Origin of the sequence: Hippea jasoniae, assembly GCF_000744435.1 — a bacterium.
Taxonomy (GTDB): Bacteria; Campylobacterota_A; Desulfurellia; order Desulfurellales; family Hippeaceae; genus Hippea; species Hippea jasoniae.
Map to the genome: position 1 here is coordinate 1 of NZ_JQLX01000014.1, position 18,382 is coordinate 18,382.

Annotated in this window: 19 protein-coding genes and 1 tRNA gene; 10 read left to right on the forward strand and 10 right to left on the reverse strand. The window is 37.8% G+C overall.

Going from position 1 to position 18,382, the window contains the following annotated elements; genetic code table 11:
- Window positions 1-472 precede the first annotated feature (472 nt).
- The 4 genes from zapE to EK17_RS09065 are packed head-to-tail and all read right to left on the reverse strand — an operon-like array spanning window position 473 to window position 5,442.
- On the reverse strand, window positions 473-1,498 hold the full coding sequence (gene zapE / locus EK17_RS06070) for an AFG1/ZapE family ATPase (protein ID WP_035588652.1): 1,026 nt from the start codon (window positions 1,496-1,498) through the stop codon (window positions 473-475).
- Complete coding sequence (locus EK17_RS06075; protein ID WP_035588656.1) at window positions 1,495-2,433, reverse strand: radical SAM protein; 939 nt, start codon at window positions 2,431-2,433, stop codon at window positions 1,495-1,497. The genes zapE and EK17_RS06075 overlap by 4 nt, the downstream gene beginning before the upstream one ends.
- Entirely contained in the window at window positions 2,433-3,398 is a 966-nt protein-coding gene (locus tag EK17_RS06080) for an ABC transporter permease (protein WP_035588660.1), read from the reverse strand. Before EK17_RS06080 ends, EK17_RS06075 begins: the two co-directional genes overlap by 1 nt.
- Complete coding sequence (locus EK17_RS09065; protein ID WP_051904475.1) at window positions 3,379-5,442, reverse strand: HD domain-containing phosphohydrolase; 2,064 nt, start codon at window positions 5,440-5,442, stop codon at window positions 3,379-3,381. Before EK17_RS09065 ends, EK17_RS06080 begins: the two co-directional genes overlap by 20 nt.
- Before the next feature lie 103 nt (window positions 5,443-5,545).
- Between EK17_RS09065 and flgB the strand changes: the two genes are divergently transcribed.
- From flgB to EK17_RS06130, 9 genes are read left to right on the forward strand one after another with little or no spacing between them, the layout of a single operon-like run.
- The gene (gene flgB / locus EK17_RS06090; RefSeq protein ID WP_035588663.1) at window positions 5,546-5,944 is read left to right on the forward strand and encodes a flagellar basal body rod protein FlgB; all 399 of its coding nucleotides are present in this window, start codon (window positions 5,546-5,548) and stop codon (window positions 5,942-5,944) included.
- A gap of 10 nt (window positions 5,945-5,954) precedes the next feature.
- Window positions 5,955-6,368, forward strand: coding sequence for a flagellar basal body rod protein FlgC (gene flgC / locus EK17_RS06095; RefSeq protein ID WP_035588668.1), 414 nt, complete (start codon window positions 5,955-5,957; stop codon window positions 6,366-6,368).
- Window positions 6,369-6,399: 31 nt separating this feature from the next.
- Window positions 6,400-6,699: a flagellar hook-basal body complex protein FliE gene (fliE, locus tag EK17_RS06100; RefSeq protein ID WP_035588672.1), complete on the forward strand. Its 300-nt coding sequence runs from the start codon at window positions 6,400-6,402 to the stop codon at window positions 6,697-6,699.
- A 44-nt stretch (window positions 6,700-6,743) separates the two neighbouring features.
- Window positions 6,744-8,396 carry a flagellar basal-body MS-ring/collar protein FliF gene (fliF, locus tag EK17_RS06105; protein WP_035588675.1) on the forward strand — a complete coding sequence of 551 codons (1,653 nt, stop codon included), beginning with the start codon at window positions 6,744-6,746 and terminating at the stop codon, window positions 8,394-8,396.
- Window positions 8,397-8,399: 3 nt separating this feature from the next.
- Complete coding sequence (gene fliG / locus EK17_RS06110; RefSeq protein WP_035588678.1) at window positions 8,400-9,431, forward strand: flagellar motor switch protein FliG; 1,032 nt, start codon at window positions 8,400-8,402, stop codon at window positions 9,429-9,431.
- Window positions 9,431-10,192, forward strand: coding sequence for a FliH/SctL family protein (locus tag EK17_RS06115; RefSeq protein ID WP_035588681.1), 762 nt, complete (start codon window positions 9,431-9,433; stop codon window positions 10,190-10,192). Before fliG ends, EK17_RS06115 begins: the two co-directional genes overlap by 1 nt.
- Complete coding sequence (gene fliI / locus EK17_RS06120) at window positions 10,185-11,489, forward strand: flagellar protein export ATPase FliI (RefSeq protein ID WP_035588684.1); 1,305 nt, start codon at window positions 10,185-10,187, stop codon at window positions 11,487-11,489. The genes EK17_RS06115 and fliI overlap by 8 nt, the downstream gene beginning before the upstream one ends.
- Complete coding sequence (locus tag EK17_RS06125; protein ID WP_035588687.1) at window positions 11,489-11,941, forward strand: hypothetical protein; 453 nt, start codon at window positions 11,489-11,491, stop codon at window positions 11,939-11,941. Before fliI ends, EK17_RS06125 begins: the two co-directional genes overlap by 1 nt.
- A complete protein-coding gene (locus tag EK17_RS06130; RefSeq protein WP_156957529.1) occupies window positions 11,892-12,467 on the forward strand; it encodes a MotE family protein in 576 nt (191 codons plus the stop codon). Before EK17_RS06125 ends, EK17_RS06130 begins: the two co-directional genes overlap by 50 nt.
- Here the strand turns inward: EK17_RS06130 and EK17_RS06135 are convergent.
- From EK17_RS06135 to EK17_RS06160, 6 genes are all read right to left on the reverse strand, one after another.
- On the reverse strand, window positions 12,454-13,584 hold the full coding sequence (locus tag EK17_RS06135) for an ABC transporter substrate-binding protein (protein ID WP_035588692.1): 1,131 nt from the start codon (window positions 13,582-13,584) through the stop codon (window positions 12,454-12,456). The genes EK17_RS06130 and EK17_RS06135 overlap by 14 nt on opposite strands.
- Before the next feature lie 22 nt (window positions 13,585-13,606).
- Window positions 13,607-14,041: an ACT domain-containing protein gene (locus EK17_RS06140; RefSeq protein ID WP_035588694.1), complete on the reverse strand. Its 435-nt coding sequence runs from the start codon at window positions 14,039-14,041 to the stop codon at window positions 13,607-13,609.
- Window positions 14,042-14,050: 9 nt separating this feature from the next.
- Entirely contained in the window at window positions 14,051-15,352 is a 1,302-nt protein-coding gene (locus EK17_RS06145) for a phenylacetate--CoA ligase family protein (RefSeq protein ID WP_035588697.1), read from the reverse strand.
- A gap of 8 nt (window positions 15,353-15,360) precedes the next feature.
- The gene (locus EK17_RS06150) at window positions 15,361-15,618 is read right to left on the reverse strand and encodes a glutaredoxin family protein (protein ID WP_035588700.1); all 258 of its coding nucleotides are present in this window, start codon (window positions 15,616-15,618) and stop codon (window positions 15,361-15,363) included.
- A gap of 65 nt (window positions 15,619-15,683) precedes the next feature.
- On the reverse strand, window positions 15,684-17,195 hold the full coding sequence (ilvA, locus tag EK17_RS06155; RefSeq protein WP_035588702.1) for a threonine ammonia-lyase, biosynthetic: 1,512 nt from the start codon (window positions 17,193-17,195) through the stop codon (window positions 15,684-15,686).
- An 18-nt stretch (window positions 17,196-17,213) separates the two neighbouring features.
- Window positions 17,214-17,289 (reverse strand) — tRNA-Ala (locus tag EK17_RS06160).
- A gap of 148 nt (window positions 17,290-17,437) precedes the next feature.
- On the opposite strand from EK17_RS06160, the gene EK17_RS06165 reads away from it, so the two are divergent.
- On the forward strand, window positions 17,438-18,310 hold the full coding sequence (locus EK17_RS06165; RefSeq protein WP_035588704.1) for a hypothetical protein: 873 nt from the start codon (window positions 17,438-17,440) through the stop codon (window positions 18,308-18,310).
- Window positions 18,311-18,382: the final 72 nt, after the last annotated feature.

The window sequence follows — 18,382 nt, forward strand, 5'->3', positions numbered from 1 at the left end:
TCTTTGAAGAGTTTCTGGCGTCAGGCTCGATAAAGGAGCCTGTCGAGCCCCTACTTGAATAAACACCTATTAGAACATAAATGAAACTCAATTAAGTCTAATTAAGTTTTGTTTTCCCTCTGAGTAAGTAAGAAAAGTAGGGGCTCGGATAATTCCCTTCAGGAGCGGGAATAGTGCAACAGGCCTTCTATCCAGCACTTACTTTAATTAAGAAACTCTTTTTTTGTAGAAAAGTATCATTTTCAAAATAATAGATTTTAGGGAAAATAAAGTCTGTTAATAGAAGTAAGTGCTGGACCCGCTGTACGAAAAAACAGCCATATTTCATTGTAAAAGAACAGTTTTTGACCCCAGCACTTACTTAACATGAAAATCTTAATTTATCTCCTGAGGTCTAATTTCATAATAATTATACTCAATTTTATCTATAAACTCAATCAAAAAAAGTAAGTGCTGGGCTACTTAAAGTTGTTTAATATTTTATTATTGTTGCCTTTTCTGCAAGTCGTGATATGCATCTGCCGATTTTTGTGTTGAATTTACCGCTTTTTAGGTCGTTATGAAATATATCAAACAGATCACAGGTAGATGTCGCAAAAATCTCGACATCGTAGTAGTAGAGAATATCGATCAGGTATGTAAACCTCAAAGCATTTAGCAGGTCTTTTTCTTTAAGCGGATGGATGTTTTCTATGTATATTGTTTTTGCGGCTTCTGCGATACTTTTATACCTAACGGGATGAACATTTTCTAAAACGTCAAGAAGGTTATCGAATGTTGTGTATAGATTTTGTTTTTTACTGGTTGAATTTATGCATATATCCTTAAGTGTTGATGAGTTGTTTAGTGAATTTATCTTTGGTGATTTGATTCTGTAGTCTTTTCCATCTATAACGATTGTTTCAAACGAGTTTATAAGGCTACCCATACGGGTTTTAAAAACAAGCATATCCAGCTTTCTTGCCCCAAGCTGGGATGGGAGTGTATTGGATGTGGCAGCAATAACTGTATCTGTTTTGTTGATTTCCCTTATAAAATTTATGCCCATCATTGCATCACCCGGATCATCTATCTCAAACTCATCTAAGAGTATTAAATCAAAAGATGAAAATCTATCGGCCACATCTTTTAATGTAGAGTAAGCGATTAAATACATCAGTTCTGAAAATGAGATAAATATTGTTTTACCTTTAAAAGTGTTGCCTATTGCAGCTAAAAGATGGGTTTTACCCACACCAAAAACGCCATCTAAATATATGTGTTTGGGCTTTTTTGCAAAAAATCTTTTTAATAGCCCCTTCTTTGAAGAGACAAACTGACTTAAGTCTTCAACAAAATGGATTAGTTTTTGCTTTGCCTGTCTTTGAGATGGAAAATTGTCATCTGGAATATAATTATCAAAGCTGCATGCTGAAAACTTGGGTGGTATGGCGTTTTTATTTATGATGCTTTCAAGCGGTTGATTAAATTCTATATCTGACAAACTCAAGCAATTCATATTGTAATACCCCTTCTTTTTAAAAATTCCACACAATAGGGATCAAGGTTTTTTAAGCCAGCCTCTTTTGCATAAATCAAAGCCTGAAGATATTCTTCTTCTGTGATGGGTCGGGCAAGTTCTTCAAAGCGATAAGCCTCACCAAGTGGCAGGTATTGAGGCATGATATTAACATAAACAAAAGGTGAGAGTTCTGTGGCTATAAAATCTACAACCTCTTTTGTGCCTGCTATATTGTTTGGCAACACAAGATGGCGAATCATCAGGCCTTTTGTGGCGTTTTGAACTTTCAGATTGCCCACCTGTTTATACATGATCTTTAAAGCCTTTTTTGTGATAGTGGGATAGTCTTTGGCTGATGAGTAAAGCTCAGCATAGAGCGGGTTTGAGTATTTAAAATCTGCAAGGTAAATATCAACAACCCCTTCTAATATCTTTAATGTTTTTGGCAATTCATATCCACTTGTGTTGTAAACAAGAGGGATATTTAAACCCTTCTTTATGGCGATTTTTAAAGCAAGCAGAAGCTGAGGCACTATGTGGGTGGGTGTAACGATGTTTATATTATGGCAGCCTGCATTTTGAAGTTTTATCATCATCGATGCAAAGGCGGACGGACTGTAAAGCTGACCTTCGCATAGATGGCTTGTTGATGCATTCTGGCAGTAGATGCAAAGCAGATTGCAGCATGAGATAAATATTGTTCCAGAGCCTCTTTTGCCAACAAGAACCCTTTCTTCGCCAAAGTGAGGAAAGAAATCCGCAATACCTACTTTAACGGCTGTATTGCAGATGCCTTTTTTGCCCCTTGTTCTGTCAACTCTGCATAAGCGGGGACAGATCGTGCATTTCTTTAGGTTTTCAAAGGCTTTATGTATCTTTTCGTCCAATCTGCCTTCCTCAAATGTTTTTATGTATCGAGGGATATAACTCATCAATACCTTATCCTTGGGTCAACAAGTGCATATACAATATCTGCTATCAAATTGCCGATAAGAGTTAAAATGCTGCTAATTGCAAGGATGCCCATTATGGTTGGATAATCCCTTGCCATTGCAGAGAAATAAAACAACTGCCCCATGCCCGGTATGGCAAAAATCGATTCTATAATAACGCTGCCACCGATTAATGATGGCAAAGATAAGCCCATCAGCGTAATCAACGGCAGTATGGCGTTTTTTAGTGCGTGTTTGTAAAGGATTGTTTTCTCTGGCATATCACGCAGATACATAAGTTTTATAAAATCCTTATTCAAGATATCTATCATGCCAGCCCTTACATATCTTGCAAAACCCGCCAGAGAGCCAAAAACCCCGATAAATATAGGTATAATTAAATGCTTTGCCATATCTAAAAAATAGGCAACACTCCCCGGCTTTACATTAAAGGAGTGGAGTCCTGATAGCGGCAGAACATGAAGTTTTAGGCTTAAAAGAATCATAAGCAGTAAAGCCAGCCAGAACGACGGCATCGCATATCCACTAAAAACAAAAAATGTGAAGAATTTATCTATAAATGAATCTTTCTTTTTGGCACTTATTACACCTATGGGTATAGCGATTAAAAGCGATAAAATCAGGGTTATTAGGTTAATTGCAAGCGTTATAGGAAGCCTGTGGACTATTTTTTCTGCAACACTCACACCATCCACAAGGCTATAGCCCAGATGCAGGCTAAAAAAAGATTTAAGCCAGTCTATATACTGAATGTAAATTGGTTGGTTTAAATGGTATATTTTTTCCATATTTTTTAGTGATTCGGGGGTTATATTGGGATTAAAACCACCTGTTGCATTTATGGGGTTGCCAGGTGCAAGATGAATAATGATAAAAGTTATAAAGGTTATACCTATAAATGTTGGTATGAGTTCTAATATTTTTCTAACAAGATAGGACTTCATTCTCTTTTAGAGCTTTTTTCTTCTGTGTGCAAAGATATATGAGCTCTTCTGCATCAATCGATTCCTGCGGGCTTCTTGCATAGGTTATATAGCAACCTATAATTTCTTTTGCCTCTTTTTTATCTATTACGCAGCTTTTTGATGAGATCTTGCTTAGCATACCCTGTTTTAGTGTTTCTGTAATAAACTGCTTGAACTGTTCTATGTCGTTATGAGAATAGATAAACATAAATGCATCGGCTGTTGTTCTTGATAGAGCCTCTATGTTGTTGAGTTTTTTTAACTCCTCAGCAACAAAGAGAATAATTCTATCGCCAATTTCCCTTCCGTATTTGTAATTGATGTAAGACATATTTTTTATATCTATCATGAATAAAGCAAATTGTTTTTTGTTGAATATAAACTCTTCTGTCTTTTTTATGAGATAGTTTCTGTTTTTTGTGCCTGTCATAAGGTCTGTTTCTATAAACTCTTTTCTGAGTTTTTCTAACTGGGGAGGGACAAATTGTGATTGAGGGATGCCTTTGTTAAAGTTTGCCTTTAAATCGTCGATTACATTAAATAATATCTCTTTATCAACCTGCTCATTTTTAAGAATTTCTATAGCATCATCGGGATTCATGCCTTTTCTGTAAGGCCTATCTGTGGTTAATGCATCAAAGATATCTGCAATGGCAAGTATTCGTGCGCCAAGCTCGATTTTATCGCCTGTTAGACCATCGGGATAGCCGCTTCCGTCCATCCGTTCATGGTGGTGTCTTATACAGTTTGCAAGCTTACTGAATTTGGGCATTTTTCTGACCATTTCGTATGAGATGATAGGGTGATACTTCATAATTTCATATTCAAACGGTGTAAGCCTGCCGGGTTTTAAAAGGATAAAATCAGGAATCGATATCTTGCCTATATCATGAAGCAATCCGGCATTGTAGATCATCTCCTGCTGTGCTACATCTAAATTGAGTTTTTTGGCTATAATACGCGCATAATTTGCCACATGCTCAGAATGCCCCTTTGTATAAACGTCTTTTGCTTCTGTTGTTGAAATGAACGCCTCTAAAAGGCCTTTTTCTGTCTCTGAGAGTTTGTCTGCTATAATGCGAATGTTTTTATATGTATGGATAAGTGAAACAAAATGGGTTAAAAGTGTTTGTATAACCTCAAGGTCTGTTTCAGGCAGATTGAGCTTGTTATCAAATATTAAGGAAAATACGGCAATTGTGATATCTCCACTTAGGACAGGAATAAGGATAGCTGTTTTTGTTTTGTTTAAGCAAACGGTGGATACATTTTTTGTATTTGTTTGCCACACCTTATAAATTAAAGAGTCCTGAGAATTTAATAGGTTTGAGTATACAGTGTTCTTATTTAATTTTACATACATATCTTCAGATGAAAATAGAAAGGAGATTTCATTTGCAAGGGTAAGCTCTTTTATTTTTTTGAGTGTTTCTATAATCCAGTTTTTTATATCGTATCTTACAGGTTGTTTTCTGATGTATTTTAAAAAATTTATGTAGATTGCATTTTTTTGCTGTTCTTCTTTGATTTGTTCTATATAGCTTTGCTTGTCCATTTCAGATGCTATAAAATTTGCAAGCACTTTAAGGGAGTCTATTTCAGTTTTGTTAAATTTCCTCTTTTTAAAGCTTATTAAGTGAAGTGATCCATATACTTTTTTTGATTTTATTATGGCAGCCAATAAAGATTTTAAACCAGCTTCAAGCCAGCTTTTTAATGCATAAGGGTAGTTAGGATAATCCTCAATAAGAATAAAACCCTTTTTCTCTATCTCTTCTTTGAATTTTTTTCGTTGCCTCAGAGGCACCCGGTAGAGGTCGGGAAATTGACTTTCAGGCAAATTTTTTTTCAGTAGATAGGATGAATGTTTAAAATTTATGTATCCCCCATTCCATAAACCTATGAATGCACCGTCAACTTCAAATAATTCTGCTATCTTGTCTAAAATATCCCTCCACTGCCCGGTAGAGTATTCAAACCTTGCTATTTTGTTGGCTATATTTAATATCTTTAGCGAATCCATTACTCCCCCCAATATTATAGACTTTCTTTTATCATAAAAACACTCTGTTAGTCAATGTTTAGTCTGGAATGTGTTTTGCTAAAGAAATATCGGAGGTGAGAAGATGTTTTTGGGTGATCCTGTTTTTGGTTATCTTAAAAAAGCCTTAGATATTGCGGTTTTGAGGCAGGATGTAATAGCAAGCAACATAGCCAACGCCGATACGCCGCACTATCGTGCAAAACATATACCGTTTAAGGATGTTTTAGAGATTAGCAACAACGACTTAAAACTAAAGACAACCTCGCCTGAGCATATAACAGATAATGACAATCTGATAGCCAATTTTATCAAGCCCGATAAAGATGATTACCTTACAAAAAACGATATGAATAATGTAAAAATAGACAAAGAGCTTACAGACCTTGCAAAAAATACGCTGTTGATCAATGCGCTTACGGCTTTTGAGAGATACAAGTTTAATCAGTATAAGGATATCATTAGCTCAACAAGGAACGCATAGGAGGGGATAAATGAACCTGTTTGATAGTATGAATATAGCCTCAACAGGCATGTCGGCGCAGAGACTGAGACTTAATATAATTTCTGCCAACATAGCCAATGCCGATACCATCAAGACACAAGAGGGTGGACCTTACAAAAGGCGGGATGTAATCTTTGAAGCAACGCCTTATGATGATTTTGGCAATGTGTTAAAAAAGGTAAAGGTAGCCGATATTGTCAGAGACGATACACCGCCAAAACTTGTTTACGATCCATCAAATCCACTTGCAAATAAGGATGGCTATGTTGCATATCCCAATATCAATCCTGTTGTAGAGATGACAAATATGATCGATGCGATGAGAACATATCAGGCAAACGCCTCTGTAATAGACTCAGCCAAGCAGATGATTCAGGCAGCACTTGGCGTTTTGAGGGCTTGAAAAATTTAAAGGAAATGGTTATTATTGAAATATGGATATAAAAGATGTTGTTTTAAAACCGATTGATAGCAATCAAAGTAGTCAGCAGAGCAGTAAAACAGCAGGTAGTGGTGATTCTTTTGCTGATATATTAAAGAAATCGTTGGACGAGGTAAACAAACTGCAAAACAAAGCCGACCAGTCTATTAAGGATATAGCCGCTGGAAAGATGGAAAACATTCAGGATGCTGTAATGGCTATTGAAAAGGCCGATGTCTCTTTAAAACTTCTAACCGAGATTCGCAACAAGGCTATTGAAGCCTACAAAGAAGTCATGCGCATGCAGGTATAATTTTTTATTTGCCAAACTAATCAAATTTATTATATTGTGAAAGTATGGATATAAAGCTTTTTCTTGAACAGATAAAGAAATTCTACAACGCAATGTCAAAACAGCAAAGAATTATTCTTTTTAGTTCACTAAGTGTATTGCTTGTAGGTATTGTTTTTATCTTTGTTTTATCCAGCAAGGTGGTTTATGCTCCCCTGTTTACCAATCTAAACAGCAAGGATGCAGCTGATATTGTATCGTATCTCAATCAACACGGCATAAAGTATAAGCTTGAAAACGGCGGTAGCGTTATAGAGGTTCCAAAGGATATGGTTTATAATTTGAGACTTGACCTTGTTGCGGCAGGGCTTCCCAAACGCGGAGTGGTGGGTTTTGAAATATTTGACAAGCAGAGCTTTTCAACAACCAACTTTGTCGAAAATATAAACTATATAAGGGCACTTGAGGGTGAGCTTACGCGCACCATTGAAAGTATCAACGAAGTAAAGTCAGCCAAGATAAACATTGCAATTCCAAAGCCCACAATATTTACGGATAGACAGCAACCGCCAACCGTTAGTATTGTGCTTGATTTATACAGACCTTTAACAAGGCAGCAGATTCTTGCCATTCAGAAACTTGTGGCTGCAGCTGTGCCCGGACTTAGCTATAAAAATGTAACGATTGTTGATAGTGATGGCAATCTACTTTCGATAAACACAGGTACTGAGAGTTTTATGACAGCAAATGAGCTGAAATACAGGCAGATTGTTCAGCAGGAGTATTTGAGAAAGATAAAATCGATGCTTGCACCTATTTTGGGCAAGGATAAATTTGTTGTTAGCGTTAATGTTGACCTTGACCTGAGTAAGGTTCAAAAGAAAAGTGTTCAATATGACCCAAATAGTGTTGTGGTGAGTGAGCAAAACGAGGAATCTACAACAACAGGCCAAACAAGCGGTGGGGTGCCGGGTGTAATATCGAATGTTGGTAATAACACTACTTCTACCAATCAGGGATATAAAAGTTCAAAATCAAAGACAATCACAAACTACGATGTAGGAAAAACAGAAACCATAACCGAAGAGCCGATGATTAAGATTAAAAGGGTTTCTGTAGCTGTGGTTGTAGATGGCATTTATAAGCCAAAAAAGAATAAAAAGGGCAAGATTGTGGGTTATACATTCCAGCCTCTTCCCCAAGATGTGCTTGATAGTGTAAAAAATGCGGTTGAAGCCGCTATTGGATATGATAAAAACAGAGGTGATCAGGTTAATGTTACATGTATGAAATTTGCCTCTGTTGGGGAGCAGAAAGTGGGTGGTGGAATAGTAAATGGTGGTAATATTGTTGTGAGTTTAGCAAGTTATTATAAGTATGCTGCTGTAGCTTTGCTGCTTGCTCTATTTTACTTCCTCTTCTTAAGAAAGTTTATCAAGAATGTTTTGAGTGTTTCCTATCCTGAAGCAGAAAAGGGTGTAGAGGCTGAAGAAGCCGCCAAAGCAGAAGAAGAGATCGAAGAAGAGCAGGTTAAAGGCAAAACAATTAGAGAAATCGAAGAGGAAATCGCCAGCAAACTTGAAGAGGAAGAGGTTGTTGATGAAGAAAAGATCCGCGCAAATATGATGGAGGATAAAATTAGAGAGGCAGCTCAAGAGAATCCTGAGGAAATCGCAAACCTTATTAAAACATTATTGGCTACAAAGCAGAAGGGGTAGAAAATGCCAGCTAAAACTCCAGGTCAAATACAGTCTATAGATGATTTAACGCCTCATCAGAAGGCAGCGATTTTAACGATTGTTTTGGGTGATGATCTATCGCCAAAGGTATTGGCTTATCTGCCTAAACAGGATATAGAGGCTATATCAAAAGAGATAGCCTTTATGAAAACCGTTGATCCCAAAATCATCAGAGATGTTGTGGATGAGTTTTACAAAATGCTCAAGGCAAAAGAGTTTATGAGTGTTGGAGGCCTTGAGTATGCAAAAGAAATACTTGTTAAAACACTGGGTCCAGAGGAAGCTCAAAGAATTATCGATAAACTGATAAAGATGATGGAGTCAAGCTACGGCTTTGATTATCTTGAAAACATAGACCCCAAACAGCTTGTAAAATTTATTCAAAGCGAGCATCCTCAAACCATAGCAATAATCCTTGCACACCTTGATCAGTCAACAGCAGCTGAGGTATTGAGTTTACTGCCAAAAGAGATTCAGGCCGATGTAACATTAAGGATGGCTTCACTTGAAAATGTTTCACCAACTGTTATAAAGCATGTTTCTGAAATATTGCAAACAAAACTCGAAAGTGTTAGCGGCTCAAATATTGAGCTTGGTGGTGTTAGAAAGGTTTCTGAGATTATAAACAGAATGGGAAGAGTTGAATCCAAAGCCTTAATCGATGCAATTGCAGAGCATAATCCAGATCTTGCAAGTCAGATCAGAGATATGATGTTTGTATTTGAAGATATTATCAAGCTTAGCGATCAGGATATTCAGGAACTGCTCAAACATGTTGACAAAAAAGACCTTATTCTGGCGCTTAAGGGTGCATCGGATGACCTAAAAGATAAATTCTTTAAAAACATGTCCTCAAGGGCTGCAGAGACGCTTAAAGAAGAACTTGAGTTTCTTGGTGCTGTTAAGGTTAAGGATGTGGAGCGTGCACAGAAGGTTATTGTTGATATCGTAAGAAAACTTGACGAAGAAGGTGTAATTTCAATCGGCGGTGGCGGAGAAGAGGTAGTGGTTTAATGACGATTGAGGTTAAGGAGTTTGATTATCCAGATTTTGATAGTGAGTTTGAAAGCTTAGAGGTTGAGAAAAGTAACAACACAGAAAATACACAGTCTAACATAAATCAACCCTCTAACAATAATACTCAGTCAGTTGATAACAACCAAGGAAATAATCAAGGTGAAAATTTTGTTTTAGATAAAGAAACGATAAAAAAAGAGCTTGAGGCCATTATTGAAACAACAAAAACCGAAGCTTTAAAACAGGCTGAGCTTATAAAACAGCAGGCAAAAAAAGAAGGTTTTGAGCTTGGCTACAAAGAGGGCTACCAGAAGGGTTTAAACGATTCGAAGGGAATTTTTGATAAAACAATTGCAGAATACACGCAGAAGATGCAGGAGGCTATAGGCAAGCTTATCCATACAGCCAATGAGATTTCAAAGAAGTATGAGGAGCTTGAAAATGCTGCAGTTGAGATGGTGCTTGATATAGCAAAGAAAGTAATCTTGAAGGAGTTAAGCGAAGATAGGGATGTGATTAAGAATATGGTTAAAGAGGCAATTGGATTGTCTGATTCTTCCAGGCTAAAGATTAAGCTTAATCCTGAAGATGCAAAAGCGCTTGGCGATATTGGTATTAACTCAAAAGAGATTGAAGTTGTAGAAGACGGCTCGCTTAAGAAGGGCTCTTTGATTATTGAGGAAGACAACGGTAATGTTATCGATGCAAGTGTGGATACAAAACTCAAGCAGATAAAAGAATCGATAGTCAATGAGTAAGATTCTGAAGCTAAAAGAGGTTATAAACAACTCAAATCTGGTTGTTACATACGGTCGTATAAAGAAGGTAGCCGGTTTAACGATTAAGTCTTCTGGACCAAAAAATGTAAAGATTGCCGATGTATGTAAAATAGATACAGATGAGGGATGGATCGATAGCGAGGTTGTTGGTTTTGATGAGGACGGTGTAATTTTGATGCCTTTAGGTGTTTTGGATGGGATCAGGGCAGGCAGCCTTGTGAAGTCTCAGGGCAGTGGTTTAAGTGTTCCTGTATCGGATAAACTTTTAGGCAGGGTTGTTAACGCTTTAGGTAAACCGATAGACTTTAAAGGCTCAATACCTGTCGAGGACTATTATCCTGTTTATCCAAAGCCCGTATCGGCTTTAAAGAGGGAAATTATAAAAGAACCGATAAGCGTTGGTGTTAAAGCGATAGATGGTTTGCTTACCATAGGAAAGGGTCAAAGAATCGGGATTTTTGCAGGAAGCGGCGTGGGTAAAAGCACATTGATGGGTATGATTGCAAGAAACAGCTCAGCCGATGTTAATGTTATTGCTCTGATCGGTGAAAGGGGCAGAGAGGTCAGAGAATTTATAGAACGGGATTTGAAGGAAGAGGGATTAAAACGCAGCGTTGTTGTAGTGGCTACAAGCGATGAGGCGCCACTTTTAAGAAGAGAGGGAGCATTTGTGGCTACGGCAATTGCTGAGTTTTTTAAAGATAAGGGGTTGGATGTAATGCTTATGATGGATTCTGTAACCCGTTTTGCTATGGCTCAAAGGGAAATCGGTCTTGCCATTGGTGAGCCACCCACGACAAAGGGTTATACGCCATCTGTATTCAGCCTTCTGCCACGCCTTTTGGAAAGGGCAGGGAATTTTGAGAAAGGTTCAATTACAGCTATTTACACGGTTTTGGTGGATGGTGATGACTTGATGGAGCCTATAGCAGATGCCAGCCGCTCAATTCTTGATGGGCATATCGTGTTATCCCGCAAGATAGCTGAAAGGGGCAGGTATCCTGCTATAGATGTTTTAAAAAGTATTTCCCGTTTGATGAGCTCTATTACAGATGAAAAACACAAACAGCTTGCATCAAGGATCAGGAAGGTTTTATCCGTTTACAGTGAGGCTGAAGATTTGATAAATATCGGTGCTTATGTTAAGGGTAGCAATAAAGATATCGATGAGGCGATTGAATATATAGAAAAGGTTGAGGCTTTTTTGGCTCAGAATGTTGATGAATCTTTTTCATTAAGTGATTCTATTAAACTTATGGAGTCGATTTTTAGCTGATGTTTAAATACAGATTTGAGCGGTTGTTGAAGATAAAAACTCAGCTTTTGGATAAAAAAAGGCTTGAAATTGCAGCTTTAGTCAAGCAGATTAACGAAACAAATAATGAGATTGAAGAAAAAAAGAAAGAAAACGGTTTAAGGAGAAAGAAGATAGACAATCTATTAAGGGAAGAAAAACCCGATAGAAACTGGATTTTATTTTTGAGTGAGAATATAGAAAAGACAGATGAGGCAATTAGAAATTTAAAGATAAAAAAAAGGCAGCTGACAGAGGAAAAACAAAAGTTGATTGGTGAGGCTCAAGAGCTTTTGAAGGAAAAGAAAAAACTTGAGCGTCTCAAGGAAAAGGAATTTGAAAACTATAGAGTTGAGAATTTAAGAAAAGAGGCGAGGTTTTTGGATGAAATTGCGTCTATTAAAATTGCTCGCACTATCTCTCGTTCTCAGTAGCCTGATAGTTGCACCATCATTTGCACAAAATAAACAAACCTTATCGGCTGTTGTTGAGAAAATTAATGAATTAAAGAATCTTGAAAACACAATCAACGCCAAGATCGCCAAACTTGAAAAACTTAAAAAACAGCTTGATGATGAGAAAAAGCAGCTTGAAAAGATGAAAAAGGATGTTGATGAATATGTAAAAAAGAGAAAGAAAGAAGCAGATGACTATTATGCAAAGGTTCAAAAAGAGGTGAATGATTTTTTAGCCAAAAAACAGAAACAGCTTGAGGATTTGCAAAAGCAAATAGCAACAGAGAAGATTAAAAAGTTAGCGGCAATCTATTCAAATGCAAAGCCGCAGGCTGCTGCCATGGCACTATCAAAGATGGATGAAGATGTTGCAGCCGAGATTTTAGTTTTTATGCAGGCAAGAAAAGCTGGTGCAATCATATCAAAGATGCAGCCGCAGAAAGCGGCAAGCATCTTTCAAAAATATCTAATTAAAAAGGATAATCTCTCGATTAGTAAGCAATAAGCTTCCAGTTTCCGTTTTTTATCTCAACTATACAGAAATCGCTTGGGTCAAGCCCTGCATGGTTGTCTTTTGAATAAGTAAAAATACCTGTTATACCCACAAAATTTTTGATATGTTCAAGTTGATCTCGAATCTGGGATGGTGTTTTTGCTTCGTTCTTTAATGCAATAATAATCATATGGATTGCATCGTAGGCGTGTCCACCAAATGTTGAAACAGGTCCAAATTTCGATTGATAATCCTTTTTGTATGCAAGAAGCACTGCCCTTTGAGGGTCGTTTTTTGGTAGCTGTTCAGCCACAAGCAGCTTTCCGGCAGGTAGTTTTATTCCCTCTGCTGTATCGCCTGCAAGCTGAATAAATCTTTTCGATGCAACACCGTGGCTCATAAAAAGCGGTATTTTTATACCTAACTGTTTAACATTTTTGGCAACAGAGGCTGGCCCTGGATTTGTGCCCCAGCATACAATAGCTTCAACCCCTTTTATGTTTTTTATTTTTATAAGCTGGGAAGTCATATTTGTATCGGTTGCATTAAATGTTTCATCTGCAAGAATCTTTATGTTGTATTTTGATGCTAATTTTTTAAGCTCCTCTCTTCCGCTTTCACCAAAGCCGGTTTGAGCTGTGAGTATTGCTATTCTGTGTATGTTATGGTCTGAAAAATAGCTGTATAATCTTTCAACGGCGAGACTATCAGATGGTGCAGTTTTAAAAACCCATTTTTTTGTAGGTGTTGTGATTTTATAGCTTGATGCCATAGATATAAGAGGAATCCTTGCTCTTTGAATAAGTGGAATAATTGCCAGTGTTGAGCCGCTTCTTGTTGGCCCGATAATTGCTTTAACTCTATCTGAGTAGATAAGCTTTCTTGCCATCATAACCGTTGTAGCTGGCTGGCCCTTTGTATCGTAGATGATAAGCTTGATCTTTGTGCCGTTTACTCCACCCTTTTTGTTGATGTCGTTTACAATCATCTCAAGTGTGTTTTTCTCTGGCTGACCAAGAAAAGAGGTTGGACCTGTAATTGAGACAAGTGCGCCGATTTTAATAACATCGGCAAATGCAGTTGATGCAATAAACAAAACCCCAACGATAATAAAAATAAACCTTTTCATAAACTCCTCCCCCCAATCTTTGTTATATTTCTCTGATTTCTTCCTGTGTTAGAGTTTTTATGTTGTTTTGTTCAAGAATCTTTTCGGCACTTTCTAAATCTGAGAATTTAAACACCATTACAGCTTTTCCCTCTATTGGAGATGCAAAGCCATACATATACTCGATATTTATCTGATTGTCAGCAAGCGTCCTTAAAATAGAGGCCAGTGCACCCGGTTTATCATCAATCATGCAGGCTATAATGTTTGTTTCGCTTATAGTGAAGCCGTTTTCTTTTAATACCTTTATCGCCTCATCTGTGCCTTTTACAACCAATCTTACAATTCCAAAGTCGCTTGAATCTGCTAAAGAGAGGGCTTTAATGTTTATGTTGTTTTTACCCAAAAGGTCAACCACCTCAAGCAACCTGCCGGGTCTGTTTTCTACAAAAACCGATATCTGTCTTATCCTTTTCATTGTCTACTCCTAAATCTTTCTTTTATCTATGACCCTTTTTGCTTTACCTTCAAATCTTTGAAGGGTTTTTGGCTCAACAAGTGTGACCTTAACCGTAATGCCGTATAAATCTTTTATATCCTTTTCAATTCTTTCTTTGAGTCTTTGTAGATGTTTAATCTCATCGGAGAATAGTTTTTCGCTAACCTCAACCTTTACCTCAAGCGTATCTAAATTGTTAACCCTATCCACAATCAGTTGATAATGTGGCTCAACACCTTCTGTTTCCATAAGCAGCGATTCTATCTGGCTTGGGAAGATGTTTACGCCTCTGATGATAAGCATATCGTCGCTTCGGCCTTTAATTCTTTCAATTCTTCTGTGGGTTCTGCCGCATTTGCACGGTTCTTTGATTATGCGAGTTATATCCCTCGTTCTGTATCTGATAAGGGGCATTGCTTCTTTAGATATGGTTGTTATGACAAGCTCGCCTTCCTCTCCGTCCTTTAAAACTTCACCGGTTTCTGGGTCGATAATCTCCGGTATAAATGCATCCTCCCAGATGTGAAGGCCATTTTTTGCCTCTATGCATTCTATTGCTACCCCGGGTCCCATTATTTCGCTTAAACCGTAAATATCTAATGCATCTATACCCAGTTTCTCCTCGATGTTTTTTCTCATCTCATCGCTCCAGGGTTCAGCTCCTAAAATACCAACCCTGAGCTTTAACTCATCCCTTTTAATACCCATCTCTTTAAGGGTTTCTGCAAGATAGAGTGTATATGATGGTGTTGCTGTTAATACCGTGGAGCCAAAATCTTTCATTATCAATATCTGTTTTTTGGTGTTGCCCCCAGAGATAGGAATCACAGTTGCACCCAATGCCTCCCCACCGTAGTGAGCTCCAAGTCCACCTGTAAAAAGCCCGTATCCATAGGCATTCTGAATTACATCGCCTTTTCCTACTCCACATGCAGCCAGCGAGCGAGCCATTAAATTCGACCAGGTCTGGATATCCCTTTTTGAATAACCCACAACAGTTGGTTTGCCTGTTGTTCCGCTTGAGGCATGAACTCTCACAACCTGCTCAAGAGGAAGCGTAAAAAGCCCAAACGGATAGTTATCTCTTAAGTCCTGCTTTGTTGTGAATGGTAACCTTTTTAAATCATCAAGACTTTTGATGTCATCAGGCTTAACCCCTGCCTCGTCAAACTTTTTCTTATAAAACGGCACAAGGTTGTAAACCCGCTCAACAGTGTGTTGTAGCCTTTTTAGCTGCAGTGCCTCAAGGGCCTCCCTTGGTAAGGTTTCCAGTTCGTCATCATAAATCATACTTCACCTCACAACCCCAGATATTTATCGATTTTTACCTTATCAAAGCCCACCACTGCTTTTGAGCCTATCAATACAACGGGCACGCCTGTCTGACCGGTGCGTCTAACCATATCCTCTGCTGCTTTTCTATCCCTTGAAACATCGACATCTTTAAATCTGATACCGTTTTGTTTAAGGTATGCCTTGACCCTGTTGCACCATGGGCAGCTTGGTGTTGAAAATACTATAACTCTGGGTTGTTTCTTTGGTTTCTTTTCAGCCATTTCCACCTCCATTAGTAGTTTTTTTCGGTTGTGATATTAAGCAAGCTTTTGTTTTTGTCAATAATCTAAAGAAAGAGTCTGCAGGCAATATTTGTTGTCTGATGCGTATAATCATATCCTATTTTGTTTAGAAATACTTCAAACTCAGCCCTTTCGTTTTGCGGAATCTCAAAACCTATAAACACCCTGCCAAACTCTCCGCCGTGTCTTCTGTAGTGGAATGTTGTTATGTTCCATTGTTCCTTCATATTACTCAAAAATCTCATCAATGCGCCTGCTTTTTCTGGGAATTTAAAGTCATAAAAAATCTCGTTTTCTACGATGGGGCATTTGCCACCAATCATGTATCGTATATGGTCTTTTATAAGTTCGTTGTGTGTGACATCCATGGCATAATATCCTTCTTTTCTCATTCTTTCTAATATTTCCTGGTTTTCCTTTTCATAATCCATTGTCAATCCAACAAGTATGTATGCCTCATTTCTGCTTGAAAGTCTATAGTGAAACTCCGATACATTCTTATCTTGAATAACACGTTGGCAGAATTTTTTAAACTCACCGGGTTTTTCTGGAATCCTTACCGCATATAAACCTTCCTGTTTTTCGCCAATCACAGCTCTTTCTGCAACATAGCTTAGTCTATCAAAGTTCATATTTGCGCCGCTGTTGATTGCTATAAAAGTTTTTGATGTTATGTTGTGCTGTGAGATATATTTTTTGATACCTGCAACAGCTAAAGCCCCGGCTGGTTCTACAATATTGCGTGTATCGTAGTAAATGTCTTTTATTGCCGATGCTATCTCATCAACACTAACCAGAATAATGTCATCCACATACTGTTTTGTTTTTTCAAATGTTAAATCGCCCACTTCTTTGACTGCTACACCATCTGCAAATATTCCAACTCTGTCCAATACAACCTTTTTATTATTCTTTATTGATAGATACATGGCGTTGCTCTCAATTGGCTCAACACCTATGATTTTAATCTGTGGATAGATGTTTTTTATAAATGTTGCAATACCCGCAATCAATCCGCCACCACCGATTGGCACAAAAACGGCATAAACATCGTCTTTTGATGCCTGTCTGATTATCTCATGGCCGATCGTTCCCTGTCCTGCTATGACAAATTCATCATCAAATGGGGGGATATAGGTCAGGTTTAGTTTATTTATCAGGGTTTTGCAGTGCTCATAAGCCTCTGAATAGTTGTCCCCTTTTAAAACAACTTCTGCTCCATGTCGTTTCACTGCATCTATTTTAATTTTTGGTGTTGTTTCTGGCATAACGATCGTTGCCTTTATACCTAAAACCTTTGAGGATAATGCCACACCCTGTGCGTGGTTGCCGGCACTTGCTGCTATCACACCGCATTTTTTTTCTTTATCTGACAGATTAACAATCTTATTGTATGCGCCCCTTATTTTAAATGAAAATACACTTTGCAGGTCTTCCCTTTTTAAAAGAATTCTGTTTGAAAGTTTTTTTGATAGATTTGGTGCAAAATCAAGCGGCGTTTCCTTTACTATATCATAAACCCTTGCCATAAGGATTAATTTAAATATCTCATCCATTTATACTCCCCCCTCAAGTGGTGGACGGTAGGGGAGTCGAACCCCCGACCTCTACCGTGCGAAGGTAGCGCTCTCCCAACTGAGCTAACCGCCCTTTAGAACTATGATATTAGGAAAACTTAGGCTTGATGTCAATTACTATAGTAGGGTAAAAGATTAAGCTAAATGATTTATTAATTGACTTATTGCAGCTTGTGTGTTATTTTTGATAAAGAACTGAATTATTCTAAGGAGGTGTGTTGATGAGGAAGATTGTTGTTGCAATCTTAGCTGTTTTGCTTATGGCAAATGTATCTTTTGCTTTAACAACTTTTGAGTTGGTGGGCGTTGTGAAAAACCCCGATCATGCAGCTGTGGTAAAATCGGTTGAAAATGCTCTAAAGACCAAATTTAGCGTAATTGGCTCCTACCATCCAGCAGATCTGAATGATTTAACGGTAATTTTTGTTAAATCAAAAGAGTTCTTTGATGCTGTTGATAAGGTTCACAGATTTGCCTTCTTTGCTGTACCTTTAAGGGTGGGTGTTCAGAAGAAGGGCAATGAGAACTATGTGATGTTTGCAAATCCTGTTTATTTAGCCGATGCTTTTGCAAAAGGGAAATCAACCCTTCAATCTGCTGCAGAAGATGTAAAAAAGCAGCTTGAGGATGCTTTAAGCAAGGTCAGTGGAATTCAGCTTCAGAAAAAGGAGTTTGGATATTCTACAACAGAGGATGAGATTGGAAACTGGCAGATGATGGGTCAGAGCTTATATACAATTTATGAAATCGGTCATAAATACGGCTCAATAGATGCGGCATTAAAAGCGTTAGATGCTTCTTTAGCAAAGGGAACAAACGGCTGGAAAAAAGTATATGAGATAAAACTTTCAAAGGCTGCTGTTGTTGGTGTTGCAAATCCCAAATATGAAAAAGAAGCATTTGATATAGGAGGGTATAACCATCTTTGTGCTTTTCCTATAGAACTTGTTGTTTATAACAACGGCAAGATCAAAGCTTTGCCAGAGATGTATAGGATGTCTATCTACTTCATGGATGCAGGAATGTCTGCTTTTGCGGCACATATGTCTATGCCTGGCGAAATTGACAACTCTTTAAAAGGATTGCTGAAGTGAATTTATATATTAAACGATTACCAAAGCGGGCTTTTGCCCGCTTTATTTTTTTATTTTTCATCCGATTGATTT

What these genes read in the sequence shown, in the direction of transcription:
- zapE (WP_035588652.1), bottom strand. Translation starts at nt 1,498, where the DNA reads ATGAATTGCTTGAGTTTGTCAGATATAGAATTTAATCAACCGCTTGAA.
- EK17_RS06075 (WP_035588656.1), bottom strand. Translation starts at nt 2,433, where the DNA reads ATGAGTTATATCCCTCGATACATAAAAACATTTGAGGAAGGCAGATTG.
- EK17_RS06080 (WP_035588660.1), bottom strand. Translation starts at nt 3,398, where the DNA reads ATGAAGTCCTATCTTGTTAGAAAAATATTAGAACTCATACCAACATTT.
- EK17_RS09065 (WP_051904475.1), bottom strand. Translation starts at nt 5,442, where the DNA reads ATGGATTCGCTAAAGATATTAAATATAGCCAACAAAATAGCAAGGTTT.
- flgB (WP_035588663.1), top strand. Translation starts at nt 5,546, where the DNA reads ATGTTTTTGGGTGATCCTGTTTTTGGTTATCTTAAAAAAGCCTTAGAT.
- flgC (WP_035588668.1), top strand. Translation starts at nt 5,955, where the DNA reads ATGAACCTGTTTGATAGTATGAATATAGCCTCAACAGGCATGTCGGCG.
- fliE (WP_035588672.1), top strand. Translation starts at nt 6,400, where the DNA reads ATGGATATAAAAGATGTTGTTTTAAAACCGATTGATAGCAATCAAAGT.
- fliF (WP_035588675.1), top strand. Translation starts at nt 6,744, where the DNA reads ATGGATATAAAGCTTTTTCTTGAACAGATAAAGAAATTCTACAACGCA.
- fliG (WP_035588678.1), top strand. Translation starts at nt 8,400, where the DNA reads ATGCCAGCTAAAACTCCAGGTCAAATACAGTCTATAGATGATTTAACG.
- EK17_RS06115 (WP_035588681.1), top strand. Translation starts at nt 9,431, where the DNA reads ATGACGATTGAGGTTAAGGAGTTTGATTATCCAGATTTTGATAGTGAG.
- fliI (WP_035588684.1), top strand. Translation starts at nt 10,185, where the DNA reads ATGAGTAAGATTCTGAAGCTAAAAGAGGTTATAAACAACTCAAATCTG.
- EK17_RS06125 (WP_035588687.1), top strand. Translation starts at nt 11,489, where the DNA reads ATGTTTAAATACAGATTTGAGCGGTTGTTGAAGATAAAAACTCAGCTT.
- EK17_RS06130 (WP_156957529.1), top strand. Translation starts at nt 11,892, where the DNA reads ATGAAATTGCGTCTATTAAAATTGCTCGCACTATCTCTCGTTCTCAGT.
- EK17_RS06135 (WP_035588692.1), bottom strand. Translation starts at nt 13,584, where the DNA reads ATGAAAAGGTTTATTTTTATTATCGTTGGGGTTTTGTTTATTGCATCA.
- EK17_RS06140 (WP_035588694.1), bottom strand. Translation starts at nt 14,041, where the DNA reads ATGAAAAGGATAAGACAGATATCGGTTTTTGTAGAAAACAGACCCGGC.
- EK17_RS06145 (WP_035588697.1), bottom strand. Translation starts at nt 15,352, where the DNA reads ATGATTTATGATGACGAACTGGAAACCTTACCAAGGGAGGCCCTTGAG.
- EK17_RS06150 (WP_035588700.1), bottom strand. Translation starts at nt 15,618, where the DNA reads ATGGCTGAAAAGAAACCAAAGAAACAACCCAGAGTTATAGTATTTTCA.
- ilvA (WP_035588702.1), bottom strand. Translation starts at nt 17,195, where the DNA reads ATGGATGAGATATTTAAATTAATCCTTATGGCAAGGGTTTATGATATA.
- EK17_RS06165 (WP_035588704.1), top strand. Translation starts at nt 17,438, where the DNA reads ATGAGGAAGATTGTTGTTGCAATCTTAGCTGTTTTGCTTATGGCAAAT.